The sequence below is a fragment of the Brachybacterium halotolerans genome (genome assembly GCF_016623465.1).
Taxonomy (GTDB): domain Bacteria; phylum Actinomycetota; class Actinomycetes; order Actinomycetales; family Dermabacteraceae; genus Brachybacterium; species Brachybacterium halotolerans.
This window is the reverse complement of sequence record NZ_JAEDAJ010000002.1, coordinates 504,133-524,310: the sequence shown is the minus strand read 5'-3', so window position 1 is coordinate 524,310 and position 20,178 is coordinate 504,133. Positions and strand designations below refer to the sequence as shown.

Sequence of the window (20,178 nt, the reverse complement as noted above, 5' to 3'; positions counted from 1 at the left end):
CGGACATTCCTTTGTGAATGAGGGTTGTGGCTCGTCACGAGCAGCTCCCTGGACTCGAGTGATCGGGTTCGGGTGGAGCGCGGTGACGAGCCACAACCCTTTTCCGCACCCATTCACCTGTGCGGCTTCACCTGCCCCCGCTTGGTGTGGTTGCGCGATACCGCCTAGGCGCCCTTGGCGCTCCAGGAGTGCCGTGTGGGTGGTGGGCCGGGTTCTCGAAGCCGGGAGAAGGCTCCCGGAAGAGCTGCCGGCGTCCCCTGGTGGTGCCACCCCAGCGTTGCGCTCGGCCCGGGACCGGGCAGGTTGCTGTCACGATTCGGCATCGAGGGCTTTACACGTTTCAGAGTTGCGCCTACGCTCGTCCTCGATCCGGTTGCGGCGTGCTCCGAACGATGGGAGAGCGCTTCCCAACGTGGTGCTTCGACAGCCTCTCGATGGGGAGGTCTGCCGTCGCACAGGTGCCCAGGAGGTTGCAGGCTCGCGCGGATCGTCAGCAGAGCCGCACTCGGCGGCGAAGATCGAAGGAGATCGCCATGCCCTCACGTCGAACCGTCCTCGCAGTGCCCCTGGCTCTGGCGGGCCTGGGAGGCCTCGCCGCCTGCGGTCCGAACGCTCCCGGTGGTTCCTCCGGCGGTTCCGGCGCCTCCGACTCCGGCACTCTGCGCTTCGCCTGGTGGGGCAACACGGTGCGCGACAAGGCCACACGCGACGCCATCTCGACGTACCACTCCGCACACCCCGAGGTGAGCATCTCTGATGAGCCCACGGACTGGTCGGGCTACTGGGACAAGCTCGCCACCCAGGTGGCCGGCGGAGACGTGCCCGACCTGATCCAGATGGACGAGTCGTACCTCAGCGAGTACTCCAGCCGCGGCATCCTCCTGAACCTCAAGGACACCGACGTGGACACCTCCGGGTTCGATCCGTCGGCCCTGGACGCCGGCGTGGTCGACGACGGGCTCTTCGCCCTCAACGCGGGCGTCAACGCCCCGGTGCTGCTCGCCAACCCCGACGTCTTCGAGGCGGCGGGAGTGGACATGCCCGACGACGGCTCGTGGACCTGGAAGGAGCTCGTGGAGATGTCCGCAGCGATCACCAAGGGCACGCCCGACGGGACCTTCGGCGTCCAGCAGCTCGGCGCCGCCGGCGATCCCGCGCTCAGCGTCTACCTCCGCCAGCTCGGAGCGGAGAAGTTCACCGACGACGGGCTCGGCTTCACCGCCGAGCAGCTGCAGCAGTGGATGGAGTTCGCCCTCGAGCTGCAGAGCACCGGCGCGGCGCCCGGTGCCTCGGTCGCGGTCGAGGAGACCGGGAAGTCCGTCGACCAGACGCTGTTCGCCACCGGTAAGTGCGGTCTTCAGCTCGCGTGGTCGAACCAGGTGGTCAGCAACGACACGGCGCTCGGCGGCACCGTCAAGGTGCTCCGCATGCCGTCCATGACCGGGAAGGCGGCTGATGTGAAGCTCTGGTACAAGGCCTCGATGTACTTCGCGGTCGCGGCCAGGTCCGCGCAGCAGGGGGCGGCCACGGCCTTCGTCGACTGGCTCGTGAACTCGAACGAGGCCGGGAAGATCCTCCTGGCCGAGCGCGGTGTCCCCGCGAACCTCACGGTGCGCAAGGCCATCGAGGGCGACCTCACCGACTCCGACCTCAAGGCCGTCGACTTCATCGAGGCCATCGCCGACGAACTGGGGGAGTCCCCGGTGATCACCCCTCCGGGCGGCAGCGCCGTGAACGACGCCCTCGGCCGGCACATGGAGGACGTCCTCTTCGGGCGGGCGAAGCCCGCAGACGCGAGCTCCGCAGCCCTCACCGAGGCGCAGGGGCAGCTCGGATGAGTGCCGTGATCGCCGTCGGCCCTGGCGTGCCCCGGGGGACCGGCGGAATGTCGGTCGTGCGGTGCGCGCAGCGGGACAGCGCTGTCCGAGGTCAGGTCGATGCCGTCGGCGGCCGCTATGAGAACGTTTGCATTCGGACAGCGTCCTCTGCTTAGAATCTGCCCACCGCACGGTCGTCGACGACCGTGACCATCGGCCGCAGTCCCGCGAGCGGCCGCCCGTGGCCCGTCACCCGCGGCTCGTCGTCCGCCCTCCGGCGCATGGCCGTCGGCCATGAGAGACCCGCATCCTCCCGCTCCGCCCGCAGAGCCGCACCCCCTAACCCCACCCCAATCCGCGCAGCAGCCCTGATCGAAGGAGATCACGTGCACACCCGACGCGAAGCCCTCGCCCTCACCCTCGCCGTGCCCACGGCGCTGACCCTGGCCGCCTGCGGCCCCAACCGCTCGAGCTCGGAGACCTCGGGCGGCGACGGCTCCTCCGCCCTCCGGTTCATGTGGTGGGGGAACGCCGTGCGCGACAAGGCCACCCGCGGCGCGATCGACGCCTATGGCGAGGTCGAGTCCGATCTGAGCATCTCTGCGGAGCCGGCCGACTGGTCGGGCTACTGGGACAAGCTCGCCACGCAGGTCGCGGGCGGCGACATGCCGGACGTCGTCCAGATGGACGAGAAGTACCTCAGCGAGTACGGCAACCGTGGTGCGCTGCTCGACCTCGAGAAGGCCGGTCTGGAGACGAGCGACTTCGAGGACAGCTCGGTCGCGGCGGGTGAGGTGCCGGACAAGGGTCTGCTCGCCATCAACGCCGGCATCAACGCGCCGGTGCTGCTCGCGAACGCCGCCGTGTTCGAGGACGCGGGCATCGACCTGCCCGACGACACCACCTGGACCTGGGACGACCTCGCATCCCTCGCCGCCGACATCACAAAGGCCACCGACGACGGCGTTTACGGGCTCCAGCAGATCGGCCTTGTCCAGGCGACCTTCCAGGTGTACATGCGCCAGCTCGGCAAGGACCAGTACTCGGCCGACGGCGCCGGCTTCGCCGCCGAGGACGCCGAGAAGTTCCTCGCGTACGCGAAGTCCCTGCAGGAGACGAAGGCCGCGCCCGACGCGTCCGTGTCGGTCGAGGAGACCGGCCAGTCCGTGGACCAGTCCCTGTTCGCCACCGGCAAGTGCGCCCTCCAGGTCGCCTGGTCCAACCAGGTCGTCGCCTACGACACCGCCGCGGGCGGGAAGGTGCACGTGCTGCGCATGCCGTCGATGACCGGGAAGGCCGCCGATGCGCAGCTCTGGTACAAGGCCTCGATGTACTTCGCGGTCTCCGCGAAGACGACCGCCAAGGAGCAGGCCGTCGCTTTCGTCGACTGGCTCGTCAACAGCGAGGACGCGGGGAGGCTGCTGCTCGCCGAGCGCGGTGTGCCCGCCAACCTGACGGTCCGCGAGGCGATCGCGGACGACCTCACGGACGCCGACATCAAGGCCGTCGACTTCATCGAGTCGATCGCGGACGAGCTGGGCGACGCCCCCGTCATCACCCCGCAGGGCGGTGGCCAGTTCGAGGACATCCTCACGCGGTGCGGGGAGGACCTCCTGTTCGGCCGCACCGACACCAAGACCGCCGGGAAGGACCTGCTGGATCAGCTCACGTCGGCGATCACCGTCTGAACCGGTCCCGGACCGGACGGTGAGGACCTCTCGAGGAAGGATGAGTGATGAGTGCTATCGGTGAGCTCACGTCCATGGCGAAGGGCCGTGGACGGGGCGGGGTGCGTGAGAAGCACCCGGACAACAAACCGGCCCTGGTGTTCATGGCGCCGTGGCTGCTGGGCCTGCTCGGGATCACCCTGATCCCGATGATCGCCTCGCTGTACCTCTCGTTCACGGACTACAGCCTGCTGGCCGCCCCCAAGTGGATCGGCCTGCAGAACTTCGTGGACATGTTCCACGACGCCCGGCTGATGACTTCGCTCAAGGTCACCCTGATCTACGTGATCGTGGGGGTTCCTCTCCAGCTCGCCCTCGCCCTCGCCCTCGCGGTCCTGCTCAACGAGGGCATCAAGGGGCTCTCGTTCTACCGCTCGATCTTCTACCTGCCCTCCCTGCTGGGCGGGTCGGTCGCGATCGCGATCCTGTGGCGCCAGATGTTCGGCACCGGCGGCCTGGTCAACCAGATCGCGGGCATGCTCGGCTTCACGAACCTGCCCGGCTGGATCTCCGACCCGTCCACCGCGCTGGGCACGATCATCCTGCTGCACGTGTGGACGTTCGGCTCCCCGATGATCATCTTCCTCGCGGGCCTGCGCCAGATCCCCCAGATGTACTACGAGGCCGCCGAGGTCGACGGCGCCGGACGCTGGCGGCGCTTCACCGCGATCACCCTGCCCCTGCTGACCCCGATCATCTTCTTCAACCTGGTCCTGCAGGTGATCAACGCCTTCCAGTCGTTCACCCAGGCGTTCGTCGTCTCCGGGGGCACCGGCGGCCCCTCCGACTCCACCCTCTTCTACACGCTGTACCTCTACCAGAAGGGCTTCACCCAGTTCGACATGGGCTACGCCTCCGCGATGGCCTGGCTGCTCCTGGTCATCGTCGCGATCTTCACCGTCATCAACTTCTTCGTCTCCAAGTTCTGGGTGTTCTACGATGACTGATCAACTCACCTCCAGCGGCCCCTCCCGTCCCGCAGGCGCCGGCGCCGGCGCCGGCACTGCCGCCGCGCCGGCCGGCCGCGGCCACCGCACAGGCGACCAGCCAGGGGCCCGCCCCCGCCGCACCCGGCGCGTAGGACCCATCGTCCGCCACGCGATCCTGATCATCGCCTCGCTGGTCATGATCTATCCGCTGCTGTGGATGATCGTCAGCTCCCTGCGCCCCAACACCGAGATCTTCCGCAATCCCGGTCTGCTCCCGATCAGCTTCAACACCGAGAACTACGTCAACGGATGGAACGCCCTGTCCCAGCCGTTCTCCCACTACCTCATCAACTCGACCCTGCTGGTCCTGGGCTGCGTGATCGGGAACGTCATCGCCTGCTCCCTCACCGCCTACGCCTTCGCCCGCCTCAAGTTCTGGGGCCGGAACATCGCGTTCGCGGTCATGCTGATGACGCTGATGCTCCCCATCCACGTGGTCATCGTCCCGCAATACATCATGTTCTCCCAGACCGGGTGGGTGAACACGATGCTCCCGCTCATCCTCCCGAAATTCCTCGCGACCGATGCGTTCTTCGTGTTCCTCATGGTGCAGTTCATCCGGGGCATTCCCCGGGAGCTCGACGAGGCCGCCCGCATCGACGGCTGCGGACATTTCCGCATCTTCTTCCGCGTGATCCTGCCGCTCATGACGCCCGCGATCGCGACCACGGTGATCTTCACGTTCATGTGGATGTGGAACGACTTCTTCGGCTCCCTCATCTACCTCACCACGCCGGACAACTTCACCGTCCCGCTGGCTCTGCGAGCCTTCCTCGACTCCCAGGGCACCTCCGACTGGGGCGCCATGTTCGCCATGTCCGTCCTGTCGCTCGTCCCCCTCTTCATCGTCTTCCTCCTCGGCCAGAGGTTCCTGATCCGAGGATTCGCGACGACGGGGATCAAATGAGCGGGATGCGTCGGCCGCGCGAGGCCTGTTCCGTTCCCCACGTCCCGAAGGAGACCGCATGAGCACCCGCTACGGCCTGATCGGCACCGGTCATCGCAGCCAGATGTACATCGACGCGATCACCGGCCCCCATGCCGACGTCGCCGAGCTCGTCGCCCTGTTCGACACGAATCCCGGGCGCATGCAGTGGTATCGCGAGCACTACGCGGCCCTCGAGGGCGTCCCCGCCGTCGGCCCCGAGCACCTCGAGGACGTGATCGCCGAGCAGGGCATCGAGCGCATGATCGTGACCTCCATGGACCGCTTCCATGCCGAGCACATCGTGCGCAGCCTCGAGGCCGGGGCCGACGTCGTCGTCGAGAAGCCGCTGACGATCGACGCGGAGAAGGCGCGGATGATCGAGGAGGCCGTGCGCCGCACCGGCCGCAGCGTGACCGTCACCTTCAACTACCGCTACTCGCCGCGCAACAGCGCCCTGCGCGAGGTGATCGCCGACGGCCGGATCGGCACGCCGGTCTCGATGGTCTTCGAGTGGGTGCTGGACACCGCGCACGGCGCCGATTACTTCCGGCGCTGGCACCGCGACAAGGCGAACTCGGGCGGACTGTTCGTCCACAAGGCCTCCCACCACTTCGACCTCGCCTCCTGGTGGATCGACGCCCACCCCCGGACCGTCTCTGCGCGCGGCGGCGTGCGCTTCTACGGCGATCGGGCGGCGCAGGAGAGGGGAGAGAGGCCGGCCGCCGAGCGCGGCACGCACGACGGTCCGCACGGTCCCTTCGAGCTCGACCTGCGCAGCGATCCCCGCCTGAAGGAGCTCTACCTCGACCAGGAGCAGCACGACGGCTACCGCCGCGATCAGGACGTCTTCGCGCCCGGCGTCACCACGGAGGACAACCTCACGGCGATCGTCGACTTCGACAGCGGCCTCACCCTGACCTACGCGCTGAACGCCCACAGCCCCTGGGAGGGCTACCGGGTCGCCGTCAACGGCACCGAGGGCCGCGTCGAGCTCGAGGTCGTCGAGCGCACGGCCGTGCTCACGAACCCCCGGCAGCGGGGCGAGGACGACGGAGCGACCGAAGGCGACGCGGTGGTCGACCCGAGCGCCGTGCGGGTGGACGACGAGGGCGAGGGGGCTCGCCGCGCCGGCGAGAGACTCGTCCTGCAGCGTCACTTCGAGACCGCCCAGGAGATCGAGATCCCGCAGGGAGAGGGGGCGCACGGCGGCGGCGACGCGCTCATGCTCGCCGAGGTCTTCCGCGGGCGCGCTCGCGGTGAGGGTGCGGATCCGCTGGGCCGAGCGGCCGACTGGCACGACGGCCTGCGCGCGATCTCCATCGGCATCTGCGGCAACGCCTCGATCGAGACCGGTCAGGCCGTCGACGTCGAGGAGTTCATGGGGATCGGTCGATGAGCGCGGTACAGGCGCGTGCGGCGCGGCCCATCGCGCTCATCGGCACGCGGGGCTTCGGTGCCGTGCACCTGCGGCAGATGGCGCCGCTGCGCGAGAGCGGACGGATCCGCCTGGTGGGCGTCGTCGACGTCGCCGAGCCCGAGCCGGGGATCGGTGCCCCGTGGTTCCCGAGCCTCGCAGCACTGCTCGAGGGTGCCGACGAGCCGCCCGAGGTGCTGATCATCGCCACGCCCATCACCACCCACGCCGACCTGGCCCGCGAGGGCCTCGACGCCGGCTGCCACCTCTACCTCGAGAAGCCGCCCGTGCCCTCCCTCGCCGATCACGAGGACCTGCTGCGCGCGGCGAGCGAGGCAGGACGCGCGGTCCAGGTCGGCTTCCAGGCACGCGGCGGAGGCGGAGCCGCGCGGATGCGAAAGCTGCTCGCCTCCGGCGCGCTGGGCGAGGTGCGCAGCGTCGACGCCTTCGGCGCCTGGATGCGCGACCGCGCCTACTACGCGCGCAGCCCCTGGGCGGGCAGGCGACGCATGGACGGCCGACGAGTGGCCGACGGCGTCGCCACCAACCCCCTCGCCCACGCCGTCGACCTCGCCCTGCAGATCGCGGGCATCTCCCGCCGGGGCGACATCGCGCGGATCACCACCGAGCTGCGCCGCGCCCACGACATCGAGGCCGATGACACCACCTACCTGCGGGTGGATCCCGCGGGCCCCGGGCCCTTCGTCCAGGCGGCGCTCGTGACAACCGCGCCCTCGCAGAGCGACCCCTGGATCGAGATCCGCGGGGAGAAGGGGCGCGCCCGCCTCGAGTACACGACGGATCATCTCGAGCTCGTCGACGCCTCCGAGGTGCGCACGCAGGAGTCCCTCGGACGCAGGGATCTGCTCGTCGACCTCCTCGATCACCTCGACCTCCTCGATCATCCCGACCGCCGCGATCATCTCGACGACGGCGAGGACTCGTCCGCGCCGCTGCTCTCCTCGCTCGAGCGCACCGAGGCCTTCACCACCGTCCTCGAAGCCACCCAGAGCGGTCCCGACCCGCGGCCCATCGGCCCCGAGCACATCACCTGGGACGGAGAGGGCCAAGCCGCCCACCCCGTCGTCCGCGACATCGAGGACTGGATGGGCCGGGCGCTCCACGCCGGCGCGCCGTTCAGCCGCATCGGCGCGCCCTTCGCCGATCCGGACGCGGTCCACGAGACCACCGCGTCGGCCCTCGCGCCCCAGTACCGCCGCGCATCCGACCCCACCGGAGGAGAATCCCGATGACCCTGAGCACTGACACCCTGCAGGCCGACGTGGTCCGCACCCGCGAGCGGAGCAGTCTGCTGCTGCGCGCCGCCCGCTCCGCGGACCTGACCGCGTTCGAGGGGACCGTCTCCGAGACGGCCGACGGGGCGGTCCTCGAGGGGCCCGCGAGCCACGCCAACGCGCTCGCCCTGCGTGCGGCGGTGCCGGCGCTGCGTCCGCGGCTCGTGAGCGGGCACCGCACCTCGGTGGGAACCGGCGACCGCACCGGCCTCGCGACCGCCGGGCAGTCGCGCGCCTTCGCAGAATCCGGCGGAGGAGTCTTCCCCGTGCTGGCCCAGCAGTCGATCCGCGAGATGGACCGGCTCGGGCGCAGTGCGCGCGAGGTCCTCGACGACGCGGTGTTCGGCCTGGTCGAAGCCGGATGGGAGCGCGGATACGGGGCGGACTGCGACCACATCAAGACCACCGAGGGCATCGACCGCGGGCTCGATGCCGGGTTCCGCATGTTCACCCTCGACCCGGGCGACATGGTCCAGGACGTCACCGGCGGCTTCACCGATCAGCAGGTCGACGACCTGCCCTGGGAGGCGCTCGAGGACACCCGCGCCGACCTCCTCGCCCGCTACCGGGGCCTCGACATCGAGGCCGCGGGGGAGCGGATCGCGCCGTCGGACGCGGAGATCCTCACCGCCGCCGTGAAGTACGGCGGGGCGGTCGCCGAGGCCGCGCGCCTGCACCGCCACCTGCTCGCGCACGCACCCGAGGCCGCGCCCGGCGCGCACGGGGGCGAGCCCGCCGTCGAGGTCGAGATCGCGGTCGACGAGACGGCCTGGCAGACCACCTTCTTCGAGCACCACTACCTCGCGACCGAGCTCGGGAGGCTCGGCGTCAGCTGGTTCTCCTTCGCCCCCCGCTACGTCGACGGCTTCGAGAAGGGCCTCGAGTTCCGCGGCGACCGGGAGGAGCTGCGACGCAACCTCGAGGTCCACCACGCGATCGGCGAGCTGCACGGCGGCTACAAGATCTCGCTGCACTCCGGGTCCGACAAGTTCTCGATCTACCCGCTCGCCCTCGAGGCCACCGACGGCCTCGTCCACCTGAAGACCTCCGGCACCTCCTACCTGTGCGCCCTCGAGGTCGTGGCCGCGGCGGACCCCGAGCTGTTCGCCGCCGTCTGGGGCATCTCGCGGGAGGCCTACGCGCGGGCGAAGGCCTCCTACCAGGTCTCCGCGCACGAGGACCGCACCCCGAGGGAGCTCTCCGGCCTGGGCGCGGACGACCTCGTGCAGCTCGTGCGGGACAGCGACGACGCCCGGCAGATCCTGCACGTCGGCTACGGCGACTCCCTCACCGCGGACCTCCACGACGGGACCCCGCTGCGCGAGCGCTTCGCGGCAGATCTGAGGGCCCACCACGACCGGTACACCGGGGTGCTCGTCCCGCACATCTCCCGCCACCTCGACTCCTTCGCCGCCGCGCCGGCGCGCTGAACGAGCGCGCGATGAGCGGAATCCGGGCGGGAGGCGGAGCAGGCACGGACGGCGGAGCAGAGGCGGCAGACGGAGCAGGCACGGGAGACGCGGAGGCCGGCACTCTCACCGCGGTACGCAGCGGGTGGCAGGACCCGGACCCGGCCGACCGGCCGATGATGCGCTGGTGGTGGTTCGGACCCGACCAGGAGCCCAGGGAGATCGACCGCGAGCTCGAGGCCATGGCCGCGGCGGGCCTCGGCGGCGCCGAGGTTGCCTTCGTCCACCCGCTGCGGGAGACGACGGACCGGTTCGGCTCGCCGCGGATGCTCGCGGCCCTGCGCCACGCCGCCGAGCGGGCGCGGGAGCTCGGCCTGCGGCTGGACGTGACGCTCGGCAGCGGCTGGTCGTTCGGCGGACCCCACATCGGGCCCGAGCACGCCTCGCGGCGCCTGCGCTGGGAGCGCCGCGAGATCTCCCCGGCGCCGCTGGACTTCCCGGCCCGGGGCGCCTGGCCGGGCGACGACCTCGTGGGCGCCTATGTCGGGGAGGGCACGGCACCGGCGCAGTGGACGCACGTGCCGGCCACGCAGGGCGCCGAGGTGCTGCGGATCCCCGCCGGTCTCGGGCCTCGCACCGTGCTGCTGGCCTGGTCGGAGGTGACCGGGCAGCAGGTCAAACGGTCGTCGGCCGGGGCCGAGGGACCCGTGCTCGACCACCTCAACGCCGACGCGACCCGGCACCATCTCGACGTCGTGGGCGAGGCGCTGCTCGGCGCCGTGCCCGCCGCGCTGCTGGGCTCGGTGTTCTGCGACAGCCTCGAGGTGTACGAGGCGGGCTGGACGCCGCGGCTGCCCGAGGAGTTCGCGCGGCGCCGCGGCTACGACCCCGTGCCCGTGCTGCACCGCCTCGTCACCGAGGAGGCGGACGGCGAAGGGCCGGACACCGCGCAGCTGCGGATCGACATGGGCCGCACCCTCGGCGAGCTCGTCGAGGAGAACTTCCTGGCCGTGTGCCGCGACTGGGCCGCAGGCCACGGCGTCCCCTTCCGCGTCCAGGCCTACGGCGAGCCGCCGGTGACGCTCAGCGCCTACCGCTCGGCCGACCTCGTCGAGGGGGAGGGGGCGGGCTGGAAGGAGATCACGGCCTGCCGCTGGGCGTCCTCCGCCGCGCACCTGCTGGGGCACGGCGTGGTCTCGAGCGAGGTGTGGACGTGGGTGCACTCGCCCTCCTTCCGCGCGACGCCGCTGGACCTGCGGGCCGAGGCGCACGACCACCTGCTCTCGGGCATCACCCGGTTCGTCGGCCACGGCTGGCCGTACTCGCCGCCCGAGGCGCCGGGACTGGGGTGGCGCTTCTACGCCGCCGGAGCGCTGGACGACAGGAATCCGTGGTGGCCGGCGATGCCGGAGCTCACCACCTCGCTCGCCCGGCTCTGCGGGGCGCTGCGCCGCGGGGAGCGGGTCGCCGACGTGGCCGTGCTGGTGCCCGCCGACGACGCCCGCGCCGCCCACGCCGGCGGCTTCGACCTGTTCAAGGCCGCGCGCGACCTCATCGGCCCTCGGATCCCGGCGGCGATCCGCACGGGAGGCTGGGACTACGACCTCGTGGACGACCCCGCGCTCGAGACCCTCGCACCGGACGCATATCCCGTGGTCGTGGTCGCCCGGGCGACGCGGATGCCGGGGACGTCGCGCGCATGGCTCGATGCGGTGCGTGCGGCGGGCGGCACCGTGCTCGCCGTCGAGGCACCGGCGTGCCCTGCGCACGAGCAGGTCTCCGAGACGGACCTCGGCGCGGCCCTGCGCTCCGCGCTCCCGCCCGATGTCGCCCTCCGCGGCGACGGCGGGGAGATCGGCACGGTGCACCGCAGTCTGGACGGAGGGGACCTGTACCTGGTGGCGAACACCGGCGGCGAGGTGCGCCGCGTCGCGATCACCCCGCGCACGTCCCGGGCGCACTGGGAGCTCCTCGACCCGGACGACGGCGGACGCCGCGCACTCGCGGATCGGTCCTCGGCCGAGGCGGAGGGCGAGGCCGGTGGCAGGGGCGAGGCCGGGGGCGGGAACGGGGACGTGGGCGGCGTCGATGACGGGACGATCACCCTCGAGCTGCACCCGTATCAGGCGCTCGTGCTGATCGGGAGCGACGACGAGCCGGACCGGACCGACGCGCACGGTGACGCGGCGTCGCTCGACGGCGCCACGTCACGGGCGGAGCCGCACGCGCAGCTCGCCCTCGCGGGGCCGTGGACCTTCACGAGCGAGGGGGACACGGAGCGCGAGGTGACCCTGCCGCACGGCTGGGAGGAGGAGTTCCCACCGGAGCGCTCGCGCGGCGATTACGAGATCGAGGTCCGGATCGGGGCGGAGCAGGTGCCGGCCGGCGCACGCGTCGAGCTCGACCTGGGGCCGTGCGCCCCGATGCCTCGGCCGGACGGCGCGCAGGGCTTCCGCGCCGAGGTGCGCCCGCCCGTGGGGGAGATCGCCGTGGTCGAGGTCGACGGCGAGAGCGCCGGGATCATCTGGCGGGCACCGCACCGCCTGAACCTCACCGATCGTCTGCGCCCGGGAACGCATCGGCTGCGGCTGACGGTGCTGACCACTGCGGCCGGGGCCTCGGCCGTCGACCCGCATGCGGGCCCGATGGTCGAGGAGTCCCGGAGGATGTTCGGCGACCGGTTCGCCCTCCAGGACCTCGATCGAACCCTCGAGGACGTCCACCGCGGCCTGCACGAGGTGCCGGTGCTGCGAGTCCTGCGGGGCTGAGGCCCGGGCCCCGGACTGTTGACCCCGGGCCTCACGCCCGGGCCTCACGCCCGAGCCTCAGGCCCGGGGCAGCGTCCCCTCGGCGGCGACGACCGCGTCCACGAGATCCTGCGGGGCGCCGCCGTCGATGACGATGTCGAGCAGGGCCTGCACGCGCGCCGTCGGATCCTCGAGGCGGGCGGCCCCGGAGATCTCGTCGGCTCGCGGATCCGAGAACGAGGTGCCGGTGGCGACGCGCCAGGTGACGAAGGCGGTCCAGGCCGCGACGAGCGCGAGGGCGCCGGACGCCTGCGCGGGGCCGCCGCGGTCGGCGATCACGGGCAGGGCGCGCACCGTGAGCTTCACCGAGCCGTCGGCCGCGATGCGGTCCAGGGCGTCTGCCATGCGCGGATTCTCGAAGCGCTCGACGAGCGCGGCCGTGTAGGCGTCGAGCTCCGCGGCGGGCAGGGGCAGGGTCGCGCGAGCGTCGGCCCAGAGGGCGTCGACCAGAGCGCGCACGGCCGGGTCGGAGATCGCCTGGTCCACGCGCTCGTGACCGGCGAGCTGGCCCGCGTAGGCCATGAGGGAGTGGGCGCCGTTGAGCAGACGCAGCTTGCGCTGCTCGTGCACCTCGACGTCCTCGACGAGCTGCGCGCCCGCCGTCTCCCAGGCCGGGCGGCGGCCGCGGAACGCGTCCTGGACGACCCACTCGGTGAAGGGCTCGGTGACCACCGTCGCGCGGTCGGCGAAGCCCGTGGCCTCCTCGACGATCCGCTGGTCCTCGGCGCTCGCGGCCGGGGTGATCCGGTCGACCATCGTGGAGATGACGTCCACGTGGTCGTCGAACCAGTCGCGGGTGTCCGCGTCGGCCGCGGAGAGCACCGCCTCGCGCAGCACCTCCCCGTTGCCCGGCAGGTTGTCGCACGAGACCAGCGCGATCGGCTCCTCGACGCCGGCCTCGCGGCGCGCGCGCAGGCCGAGCGCGAGGCGCGCGGGGGCGGAGACGGCGGGATCGTCGCCCGCCGCGTACCCCTTCTCGGTGATCGTCAGCGTCACCACGGAGACCTCGGGATCCGCGATCAGGCGCTGCAGGGCCTCGATGTCGGACGCGGGGCGGACCTCGTCGAGGACGTCCAGCAGGCGCACCTGGTCGCCGTCGGCCTCGCGGACGACGAGCCCGTAGCGGTTCCCCTGCGCCTCGAGCGTCTCGGCGATCGCGGGGGAGCGGCCGGTGAAGGCGCTGACGCGCCAGGCGTCCTCGCCCGCGCCGGCGTCCGCCGTGTACGGCAGCGTGTGGGCGCGGGAGAAGTTGCCGATGCCCAGGTGGACGAGGCGGCCGCCCGCGGACGGGGCGGCGTCGGCAGCGGATGCCGCGGCGTCAGGGGTGGACGGGGTGCTCACGGTGCTGACCTCCAGGAAGCGGTGCGGTGGCGAAAGTGCGGGCGGGCTGCGGTGCGGCCGATCGAGCGGGCGGCGCCGACTCAGTGGGCGATGGGCGGGTAGGCCGCGCGGGGGAGGGTGGTCGAGAGGTCGATCGCGACCTCGGTGGCCTCGTCCTCGCCCAGGCGGTGCTCGGCGACCAGGTTCGCGAGGTAACCGGCGTCCACGCGGCGCGAGAGGTCGTGGCGCGCGGGGATGGAGGCGAAGGCGCGGGTGTCGTCGACGAAGCCGGACATGTTGAAGAACCCGGCGGTCTCCGTGGCGAGCTCGCGGAAGCGGCGCATGCCGTCGGGCGAGTCGAGGAACCACCACGGGGCGCCCAGGCGCACCGAGGGGTAGGTGCCCGCGATCGGGGCGAGCTCGCGCGAGTAGACGGTCTCGTCGATAGTGAAGAGGATGCAGTGGAAGCGCGGGTCGCGGCCGAAGCGGTCGAGCATGGGCTGCACGCCGCGCGCATAGTCGACGGGCACGGGGATGTCGTAGCCCTTGTCCTTGCCGTAGGTCTCCAGCACGCCCGAGTGGTGATCGCGCAGCACCCCGGGGTGGATCTGCATGACCAGGCCGTCCTCGCAGGACATCTCGGCGGTCATGAACAGCATGTGGGCCTCGAAGGCGAAGGCCTCCTCGCGGCTGGGCCGCTCCCCGGCGCGCACGCGGGCATAGAGCGCAGCGGCGTCGGCCGGATCCATCGGCGTCGTGTCGGCCCGCAGGTGCCCGTGGTCCGAGGCACGCGCGCCCGCGGCGACGAAGGCCCTGCGGCGCTCGCGGATCGCGTCGAGGAAGCCCGAGAAGTCGCCCGTGTCGATGCCCGAGACCGCAGCGAGGCCATCCACCTCGCACGTCCATGCGGGGCCTCCGATCTGGAAGACCGCGTCCGGACGGAAGGTCGGCACCACGCGCTCGCCGAGGCCCTGCTCCGCGATGCTCGCGTGGAAGGCGAGGTCGGAGGTCGCGGGGTCCGTGGTCGAGATGATCTCGATGTCGAAGCGGTCCAGGAGCTGCTGGGGCCGGAAGTCGTCGCTCGCGACGACCGCGGCGATCTGGTCGTAGATGCGGTCCGCGGACTCGGCCGACGGCATCTCGTGGACGTCGAAGACCTCGACCAGCTCGTGCTCGATCCAGTAGCGCGACGGGGTGCCCCGGTAGAGCTTCCAGTTCTCGCAGAATGTGCGCCAGATCTTCCGGGAGTCGGTCTCGACCGCGCCGCCGTCGCTGCGCGCGAGGCCCAGCGCGTCGTAGGAGATGCCCTGGGAGGCGAGCATGCGGGTCACGTAGTGGTCGGGCACGATCAGCAGCTGCGCGGGATCGGCGAACGGCGTGTTCTCCGCGAAGGCCTGCGCCTCCACGTGCCCGTGCATCGAGATCAGCGGAAGGTTCGCGACCTGCTCGTAGATCCGCACGGCGATGTCCCGCACCGCCGGATCCGCGGGCAGCGCGCGATGGGGGTGCAGGGTGAGCGGCGTGGTCATGGGGTCTCCTCCTCGAGATGGCGACGACGGGAGCGCAGGGGCTCCGGGCTCGGATCCGGCTCCGCCTCCGGGGCGGTTCCGGACGGGTGCCGGGGCGTGCGGCCCACCGGGATGCAATCGTTTGCAACGCGCGGCTCGAACGACTATATAGTGACCGTGCGCCCACCGCCCTCGAAACGGTTGCACGGTGATGCCGCGGCCTCGACGTCGAGGCCGCGACGCTTCGAGGGGGCACGAGGACGGGCGAGCACGAAGGGGGAATGGATGGTCGCGACGCTGCGGGAGGTGGCCGCGCGGGCGCAGGTCTCGGTCGCGACCGCCTCGCGCGCCTTCCAGCGCCCCGACATGGTGGGAGCGGCGACCCGCACGCGGATCCTCGAGGCCGCCCAGGAGCTCGGCTACGTCGCGAACTCCACCGCTCGCGCGCTGGTCACGGGCAGGCGCGACGTGGTGGGGGTGGTCGTCCCCGACCTGCTGAACCCCTTCTACCCGGCGGTGCTCAAGGGAGCGCGGGCGCGGGCCCGCGAGCGCGGCGTGCAGCTGCTGCTGGCCGACGCCGAGGAGGAGCCCGAGGGCGAGCTGCCGCTCGTGCGGACGCTCGCCCAGCAGGTCGACGGGATCGTGCTGTGCTCGAGCCGCATGGACGAGGCGAGCCTGCGCGAGGCCGCGGGCCTCACCCGCCTCGCCCTGGTCAACCGCACCGATCCGGGCCTCCCGGGGGTGCTCGCCGATCCCGAGCCCGGGGTGGGCGAGGCCGTGCGGCACCTCGCGGAGCTCGGGCACACGCGCATCGGCTACGTGGGCGGCCCCGAGGCGAGCCGCTCGGACGCCGATCGGCGTCGGGCGATCGCACTGGCCTGCCGAACTGGCATGGAGCAGGTGGACCTGGGGCGCTTCCCGCCGACGGCCGACGGAGGCGCGCAGGCCGCCGAGGCCGTGCTCGGCTCGGGCGTGGGCGCGGTGCTCGTCTACAACGACGTGATGGCGCTCGGGCTCGTCGACCACCTGCGCACCCGGGGCATCGATGTTCCCGGCGCGCTGAGCGTGATCGGCTGGGACGACATCGAGTTCGCGGGCATGCTCGCGCCCGGGCTGACTACCGTGCGCGTGCCGCGCGCCGAGATCGGCGAGGCCGCGATCGACGCACTGCTCGACCGCGGAGCGGACGACGACGTGGCGCCGCTGCACCGCCTCCTGCCCACCGAGCTCGTGCTGCGCGGGACGACCGCGCCGCCCGCGCGGGGCGCAGCGCCCGCGCCGTCTCAGAACGTGTGAGAGCCGCCCACGACCTCCTCGACCCGGCCGTCGGGCAGGACGATCTGGGCGAGGATCCCCTCGGGGATCGTGACCTCGAGCCGGAAGCGCCCGTCGGCCGACGGGCCATCGGCCCCCGGGCCGTCGTGCGCTGGACCGTCGGCCCCCTCGGTGCTCCAGAAGACCTCGATGCGGCCGACCGGTGAGTCCAGCGCCCCGCGCGCCCAGTCGAGGCCCGGTCCGGGCGTCGGCTGGATGCGGATCCGGCGGTAGCCGGGCTCCGCGGCGCGGATGCCGAGGACGACCTGGTAGATCCAGTCGGCGACCGCGCCCAGCGCGTAGTGGTTGAAGCTCGTCATCTCGCCGGGGTTGATGGAGCCGTCGGGGAGCATCGAGTCCCAGCGCTCCCAGATCGTCGTCGCACCCATCGAGACGGGGTAGAGCCAGGACGGGTTCTGGTCCTCGAGCAGCAGGCGGTAGGCGTCCTCAACGTGCCCGGTCTCCGAGAGCGCCCAGGTCACGAAGGGGGTGCCCGCGAAGCCGGTGGAGACTCGGTACTCGGCGGCGCGAACCACCTCGGCCAGGCGCTCGCCGGCCCTCTCGCGGGTCCGGGGCGCGAGCAGATCGAAGGAGATCGCGAGCGCGTACACGGTCGCGCAGTCCGAGGTGATCGTGCCGTCCTCGTGCACATAGGCGTCGGTGAACGCGGTGAGGACGCGATCGGCGAGGTCCTGCCAGTGGGCGGCGTCCTCCTCGCGGCCGATGAGGTGTGCTGCGCGGCTCGCGAAGCGCGCGGAGCGCACGAGGCACGCGGTCGCGACCACGCCCTTGTCGGCCTTCGCATCGGCGGGGGCGTGCGGGGAGGCGTCCGGGTCCAGCCAGTCGCCGAACTGGAAGCCCGTGTCCCACAGGCCGCTCGGGGAGAGGGCCTTCTCGACGCTGCGCAGGTGCAGCACCATCCCCGGGTACTCCTCGCGCAGGCGCTCGAGGTCGCCGTAGGCGTTCCAGAGGGCCTCGGGCACCCAGACGGCGGCGTCGCCCCAGATCGCGGTCGCCCCGGCCCATCCCGCGGCCTCGACCTCGGGGTCGTGGTGGGCGAGCTTGAGCAGGTCGGGGATCACGAACGGGACCCAGCCGTCGGGGTTGGCCTCGGTCTCCGCGGCGAGGTCCAGCAGCCAGGCGTGCAGGAAGTCGGCGACGTCGAACTGGAAGGCGGCGGTCGCGGCGAAGGCGGCGATGTCGCCGGTCCAGCCCAGGCGCTCGTCGCGCTGCGGGCAGTCCGTGGGGACGGCGAGGAAGTTCCCGCGCTGCGACCAGGTGGAGTTGCTCACCAGCTGGTTCACCCCTTGATGGGAGCTCTCGAACCAGCCGGTGCGGGTGATGTCGGATCCGACCACGACGGCTTCGATGTCCTCCGCGGCGAGCTCGCCGGGCCAGCCGGTGACCTCGGCGTATCGGAAGCCGTGGAAGGTGAGGGTGGGCTCGAAGAACTCGCCCTCGGGATCCCCGGAAAGGACGATGCGGTCGGTCGCCTCGGCGCCGCGCAGGGGACGGGTGCCCAGCTCCTCGTGCTCGAGGACCTCCGCATGGCGCAGCGTGATCTCGGTGCCTGCGGGACCGGTGACCGAGAAGCGGAGGAAGCCGACGAGGTTCTGCCCGAAGTCCAGCAGCGTCCGGCCCGACGGCGAGGTCCAGATCCGCTGCGGCGCGAGGGTCTCGTGGCGGGTGATCAGCGGCGACGCCTGCGGGATCAGGGTCGAGCGGTCGATCTCGACGACGCGCACCGGCTCGGGGGCCGAGAGGGCGAGGCGGCGGTCTTCGCGCTGCCCCTGGTAGATGTTCGCGAGCTCGATGCCCGTCAGGCGTGAGGTCCAGGACTCGTCGGTGCGCAGGTGCTGGACCGTGCCGTCCGCGAAGACGACCTCGAGGACCGCGAGCAGGGCGAGATCGTCCCCGTAGTTCGCATGGGCGTTCTCGAAGCCCAGGTCGCCGCGCCACCAGCCGCCCGCGAGGGTCACGTCCAGGCGCAGCGCCGGGGCGTCTGGGCCCTCGGTCGGGGCCTCGTGGACGAGGTCCGTGACATCGAAGGCGGGCACTTGGAGGCGCCGCTCGTAGACCGTCCATCCCGGGTTGAGCAGGGAGTCCGTCACGGGGAGCCCGTTCAGCGTCGCCTCGTAGACGCCGTGGGAGGTCGCGTGGAGGGTGGCGCGGGTGACCAGATCGGCGTCCTGCGCGAGGGCCAGGTCGCCGCTCAGGACCGGCAGGCGGCCGGTGTCCACGGGCGCGGTGATCGCGAGCGAGTCCGCGAGGAGATCTGCGGGAGTGGTGGCGGAGGACATGAGGGCTGCTCCTGCGGAGGACGACGGTGTCGGGGCCGCGGCGTGCCCGGCGCGGTGCCGTGCGGGACGCGGTGCGATGCAAGTCCACCACGGTTGATGAAACGTTGCAAGAGTAGTGCGGCATGTGGGTCGATGGGCGCGTGCCTTCGGGTGCGCAGGCGAGACCGGGGGTGTCCCCGCGGGCGGGGCCGCGCTCGGCTCCGTGGGCGGGACCGCACGGCACCTCGCCGGGATCCCGCCGGTCATGGGCGCATCGTGGGGTAGCGTCGGCTCCGTGGGGAACTCGCGACCGGTCGGCATGAAGGACGTGGCCCGTGCGGCCGGGGTGTCCGTGGGCACCGTATCGAACGTGCTGAACCGTCCCGACATCGTCTCCGCGGACCGTCGGGCCCGCGTCGAGCAGGCCATCGCCGAGCTCGGCTACGTGCGCAACGACGCCGCGCGCCTGCTGAAGATGGGCCGCTCGCGGACCGTCGGCGCGATCGTCCTGGACTCGACGAACCCCTTCTACGCCGACCTCGTGCATGGCATGGAGGCCGCCGCCGAGGACTCCGGGCTCGCCGTGATCGTGGGCAGCTCGGGCAACAGCGCCGAGCGCGAGAAGCTCTACCTCTCCCTCTTCGAGGAGCAGCGCGTGCGCGGCATCCTCCTCGCCTCCGCGGGCACCGACCGCGAGCTGGTCCGCTCGATCGTCGACCGCGGCACCCCTGTGGTGATGGTCGAGGACGAGGGGGAACGAGGCGCGGACGGACGCGCGGGCGGGGGCGCCGGCGGCTCGACCGTCTCCGTGGACGACGTCGAGGGAGGGCGCCTGGCCGTCGCCCACCTCGTCGAGGGCGGTGCGCGGCGCCCCGCCATGGTCTTCGCCCGCGGGGACCTCCATCAGGTCTCCGCCCGCATCGAGGGCGCGGAGGCCGCCGCCACCGAGGCCGGGTTCGAGCTCGAGCTCATCGAGGCCGACGACCTCAGCGTCCTCGCCGGGCGCGCCGCCGGCTCCGAGATCGCCGAGCGCTCACCTGGGGACCGGCCCGACGGTGTGTTCTGCGTGAACGACCTCGTGGCCGTCGGCGTGATGCAGGCCTTCGCCTACGAGGCCGGGATCGCCGTGCCCGACGAGATCGCGATGGTCGGCTACGACGACATCGCCTTCGCCCGCAGCACCGTGGTCCCTCTGACCTCCATCGCCCAGCCCTCCGAGCTCATGGGCCGCACGGCCCTCGCCCTGCTCGAGGAGAAGATCAGCGCCGGGGCCGACGCCGTGGACCGGCACGTGCGCTTCAGCCCGGAGCTGGTGCGGCGCGGGTCCTCGCGCGGATGAGCCCGGTCCCGGCCGCATCTCGATGACGGTTG

Annotated in this window: 13 protein-coding genes; 10 read left to right on the top strand and 3 right to left on the bottom strand. The window is 72.1% G+C overall.

All coding sequences use genetic code 11. From position 1 onward, the window contains the following. Positions 1–533 precede the first annotated feature (533 nt). The 8 genes from I8D64_RS06430 to I8D64_RS06395 all read left to right on the top strand — a co-directional run bounded on the left by I8D64_RS06430 (position 534) and on the right by I8D64_RS06395 (position 12,347). Entirely contained in the window at positions 534–1,838 is a 1,305-nt protein-coding gene (locus I8D64_RS06430; RefSeq protein WP_200501670.1) for an extracellular solute-binding protein, read from the top strand. Between the two features lie 365 nt (positions 1,839–2,203). Further along, positions 2,204–3,505: an extracellular solute-binding protein gene (locus I8D64_RS06425; RefSeq protein WP_200501669.1), complete on the top strand. Its 1,302-nt coding sequence runs from the start codon at positions 2,204–2,206 to the stop codon at positions 3,503–3,505. Positions 3,506–3,552: 47 nt separating this feature from the next. Then, positions 3,553–4,491 carry a carbohydrate ABC transporter permease gene (locus I8D64_RS06420; RefSeq protein ID WP_200501668.1) on the top strand — a complete coding sequence of 313 codons (939 nt, stop codon included), beginning with the start codon at positions 3,553–3,555 and terminating at the stop codon, positions 4,489–4,491. Then, positions 4,484–5,440, top strand: a complete 957-nt coding sequence (locus tag I8D64_RS06415; RefSeq protein ID WP_200501667.1) for a carbohydrate ABC transporter permease — start codon at positions 4,484–4,486, stop codon at positions 5,438–5,440. The genes I8D64_RS06420 and I8D64_RS06415 overlap by 8 nt, the downstream gene beginning before the upstream one ends. Positions 5,441–5,498: 58 nt before the next feature. After that, on the top strand, positions 5,499–6,857 hold the full coding sequence (locus I8D64_RS06410) for a Gfo/Idh/MocA family oxidoreductase (protein ID WP_200501666.1): 1,359 nt from the start codon (positions 5,499–5,501) through the stop codon (positions 6,855–6,857). Next, positions 6,854–8,128, top strand: a complete 1,275-nt coding sequence (locus tag I8D64_RS06405; RefSeq protein ID WP_200501665.1) for a Gfo/Idh/MocA family protein — start codon at positions 6,854–6,856, stop codon at positions 8,126–8,128. Before I8D64_RS06410 ends, I8D64_RS06405 begins: the two co-directional genes overlap by 4 nt. Continuing rightward, positions 8,125–9,600, top strand: a complete 1,476-nt coding sequence (locus I8D64_RS06400) for a tagaturonate epimerase family protein (protein ID WP_200501664.1) — start codon at positions 8,125–8,127, stop codon at positions 9,598–9,600. The genes I8D64_RS06405 and I8D64_RS06400 overlap by 4 nt, the downstream gene beginning before the upstream one ends. An 11-nt stretch (positions 9,601–9,611) precedes the next feature. Next, positions 9,612–12,347 (top strand): glycosyl hydrolase, encoded by a 2,736-nt coding sequence (locus I8D64_RS06395; protein ID WP_200501663.1) that lies wholly within the window; start codon positions 9,612–9,614, stop codon positions 12,345–12,347. Positions 12,348–12,404: 57 nt separating this feature from the next. Here the strand turns inward: I8D64_RS06395 and I8D64_RS06390 are convergent, their stop codons facing one another. Together I8D64_RS06390 and uxaC are read right to left on the bottom strand one after the other, a co-directional pair. Next, on the bottom strand, positions 12,405–13,727 hold the full coding sequence (locus I8D64_RS06390; protein ID WP_200501662.1) for a mannitol dehydrogenase family protein: 1,323 nt from the start codon (positions 13,725–13,727) through the stop codon (positions 12,405–12,407). Positions 13,728–13,807: 80 nt separating this feature from the next. Beyond that, positions 13,808–15,235, bottom strand: coding sequence for a glucuronate isomerase (uxaC, locus tag I8D64_RS06385; RefSeq protein WP_200501661.1), 1,428 nt, complete (start codon positions 15,233–15,235; stop codon positions 13,808–13,810). 264 nt (positions 15,236–15,499) lie between these two features. Between uxaC and I8D64_RS06380 the strand changes: the two genes are divergently transcribed. Continuing rightward, complete coding sequence (locus I8D64_RS06380; RefSeq protein WP_200501660.1) at positions 15,500–16,510, top strand: LacI family DNA-binding transcriptional regulator; 1,011 nt, start codon at positions 15,500–15,502, stop codon at positions 16,508–16,510. On the opposite strand, the gene I8D64_RS06375 is transcribed toward I8D64_RS06380, so the two are convergent. After that, positions 16,498–18,828, bottom strand: a complete 2,331-nt coding sequence (locus I8D64_RS06375; protein ID WP_200501659.1) for an alpha-L-rhamnosidase — start codon at positions 18,826–18,828, stop codon at positions 16,498–16,500. The genes I8D64_RS06380 and I8D64_RS06375 overlap by 13 nt on opposite strands. Positions 18,829–19,102: 274 nt before the next feature. Here I8D64_RS06375 and I8D64_RS06370 point away from each other — a divergent pair, with 274 nt between their 5' ends. Continuing rightward, positions 19,103–20,146, top strand: a complete 1,044-nt coding sequence (locus I8D64_RS06370; protein ID WP_343068459.1) for a LacI family DNA-binding transcriptional regulator — start codon at positions 19,103–19,105, stop codon at positions 20,144–20,146. Positions 20,147–20,178 lie beyond the last annotated feature (32 nt).

What these genes read in the sequence shown, in the direction of transcription:
- I8D64_RS06430 (WP_200501670.1), top strand. Translation starts at nt 534, where the DNA reads ATGCCCTCACGTCGAACCGTCCTCGCAGTGCCCCTGGCTCTGGCGGGC.
- I8D64_RS06420 (WP_200501668.1), top strand. Translation starts at nt 3,553, where the DNA reads ATGAGTGCTATCGGTGAGCTCACGTCCATGGCGAAGGGCCGTGGACGG.
- I8D64_RS06415 (WP_200501667.1), top strand. Translation starts at nt 4,484, where the DNA reads ATGACTGATCAACTCACCTCCAGCGGCCCCTCCCGTCCCGCAGGCGCC.
- I8D64_RS06410 (WP_200501666.1), top strand. Translation starts at nt 5,499, where the DNA reads ATGAGCACCCGCTACGGCCTGATCGGCACCGGTCATCGCAGCCAGATG.
- I8D64_RS06405 (WP_200501665.1), top strand. Translation starts at nt 6,854, where the DNA reads ATGAGCGCGGTACAGGCGCGTGCGGCGCGGCCCATCGCGCTCATCGGC.
- I8D64_RS06400 (WP_200501664.1), top strand. Translation starts at nt 8,125, where the DNA reads ATGACCCTGAGCACTGACACCCTGCAGGCCGACGTGGTCCGCACCCGC.
- I8D64_RS06395 (WP_200501663.1), top strand. Translation starts at nt 9,612, where the DNA reads ATGAGCGGAATCCGGGCGGGAGGCGGAGCAGGCACGGACGGCGGAGCA.
- uxaC (WP_200501661.1), bottom strand. Translation starts at nt 15,235, where the DNA reads ATGACCACGCCGCTCACCCTGCACCCCCATCGCGCGCTGCCCGCGGAT.
- I8D64_RS06380 (WP_200501660.1), top strand. Translation starts at nt 15,500, where the DNA reads ATGGTCGCGACGCTGCGGGAGGTGGCCGCGCGGGCGCAGGTCTCGGTC.
- I8D64_RS06375 (WP_200501659.1), bottom strand. Translation starts at nt 18,828, where the DNA reads ATGTCCTCCGCCACCACTCCCGCAGATCTCCTCGCGGACTCGCTCGCG.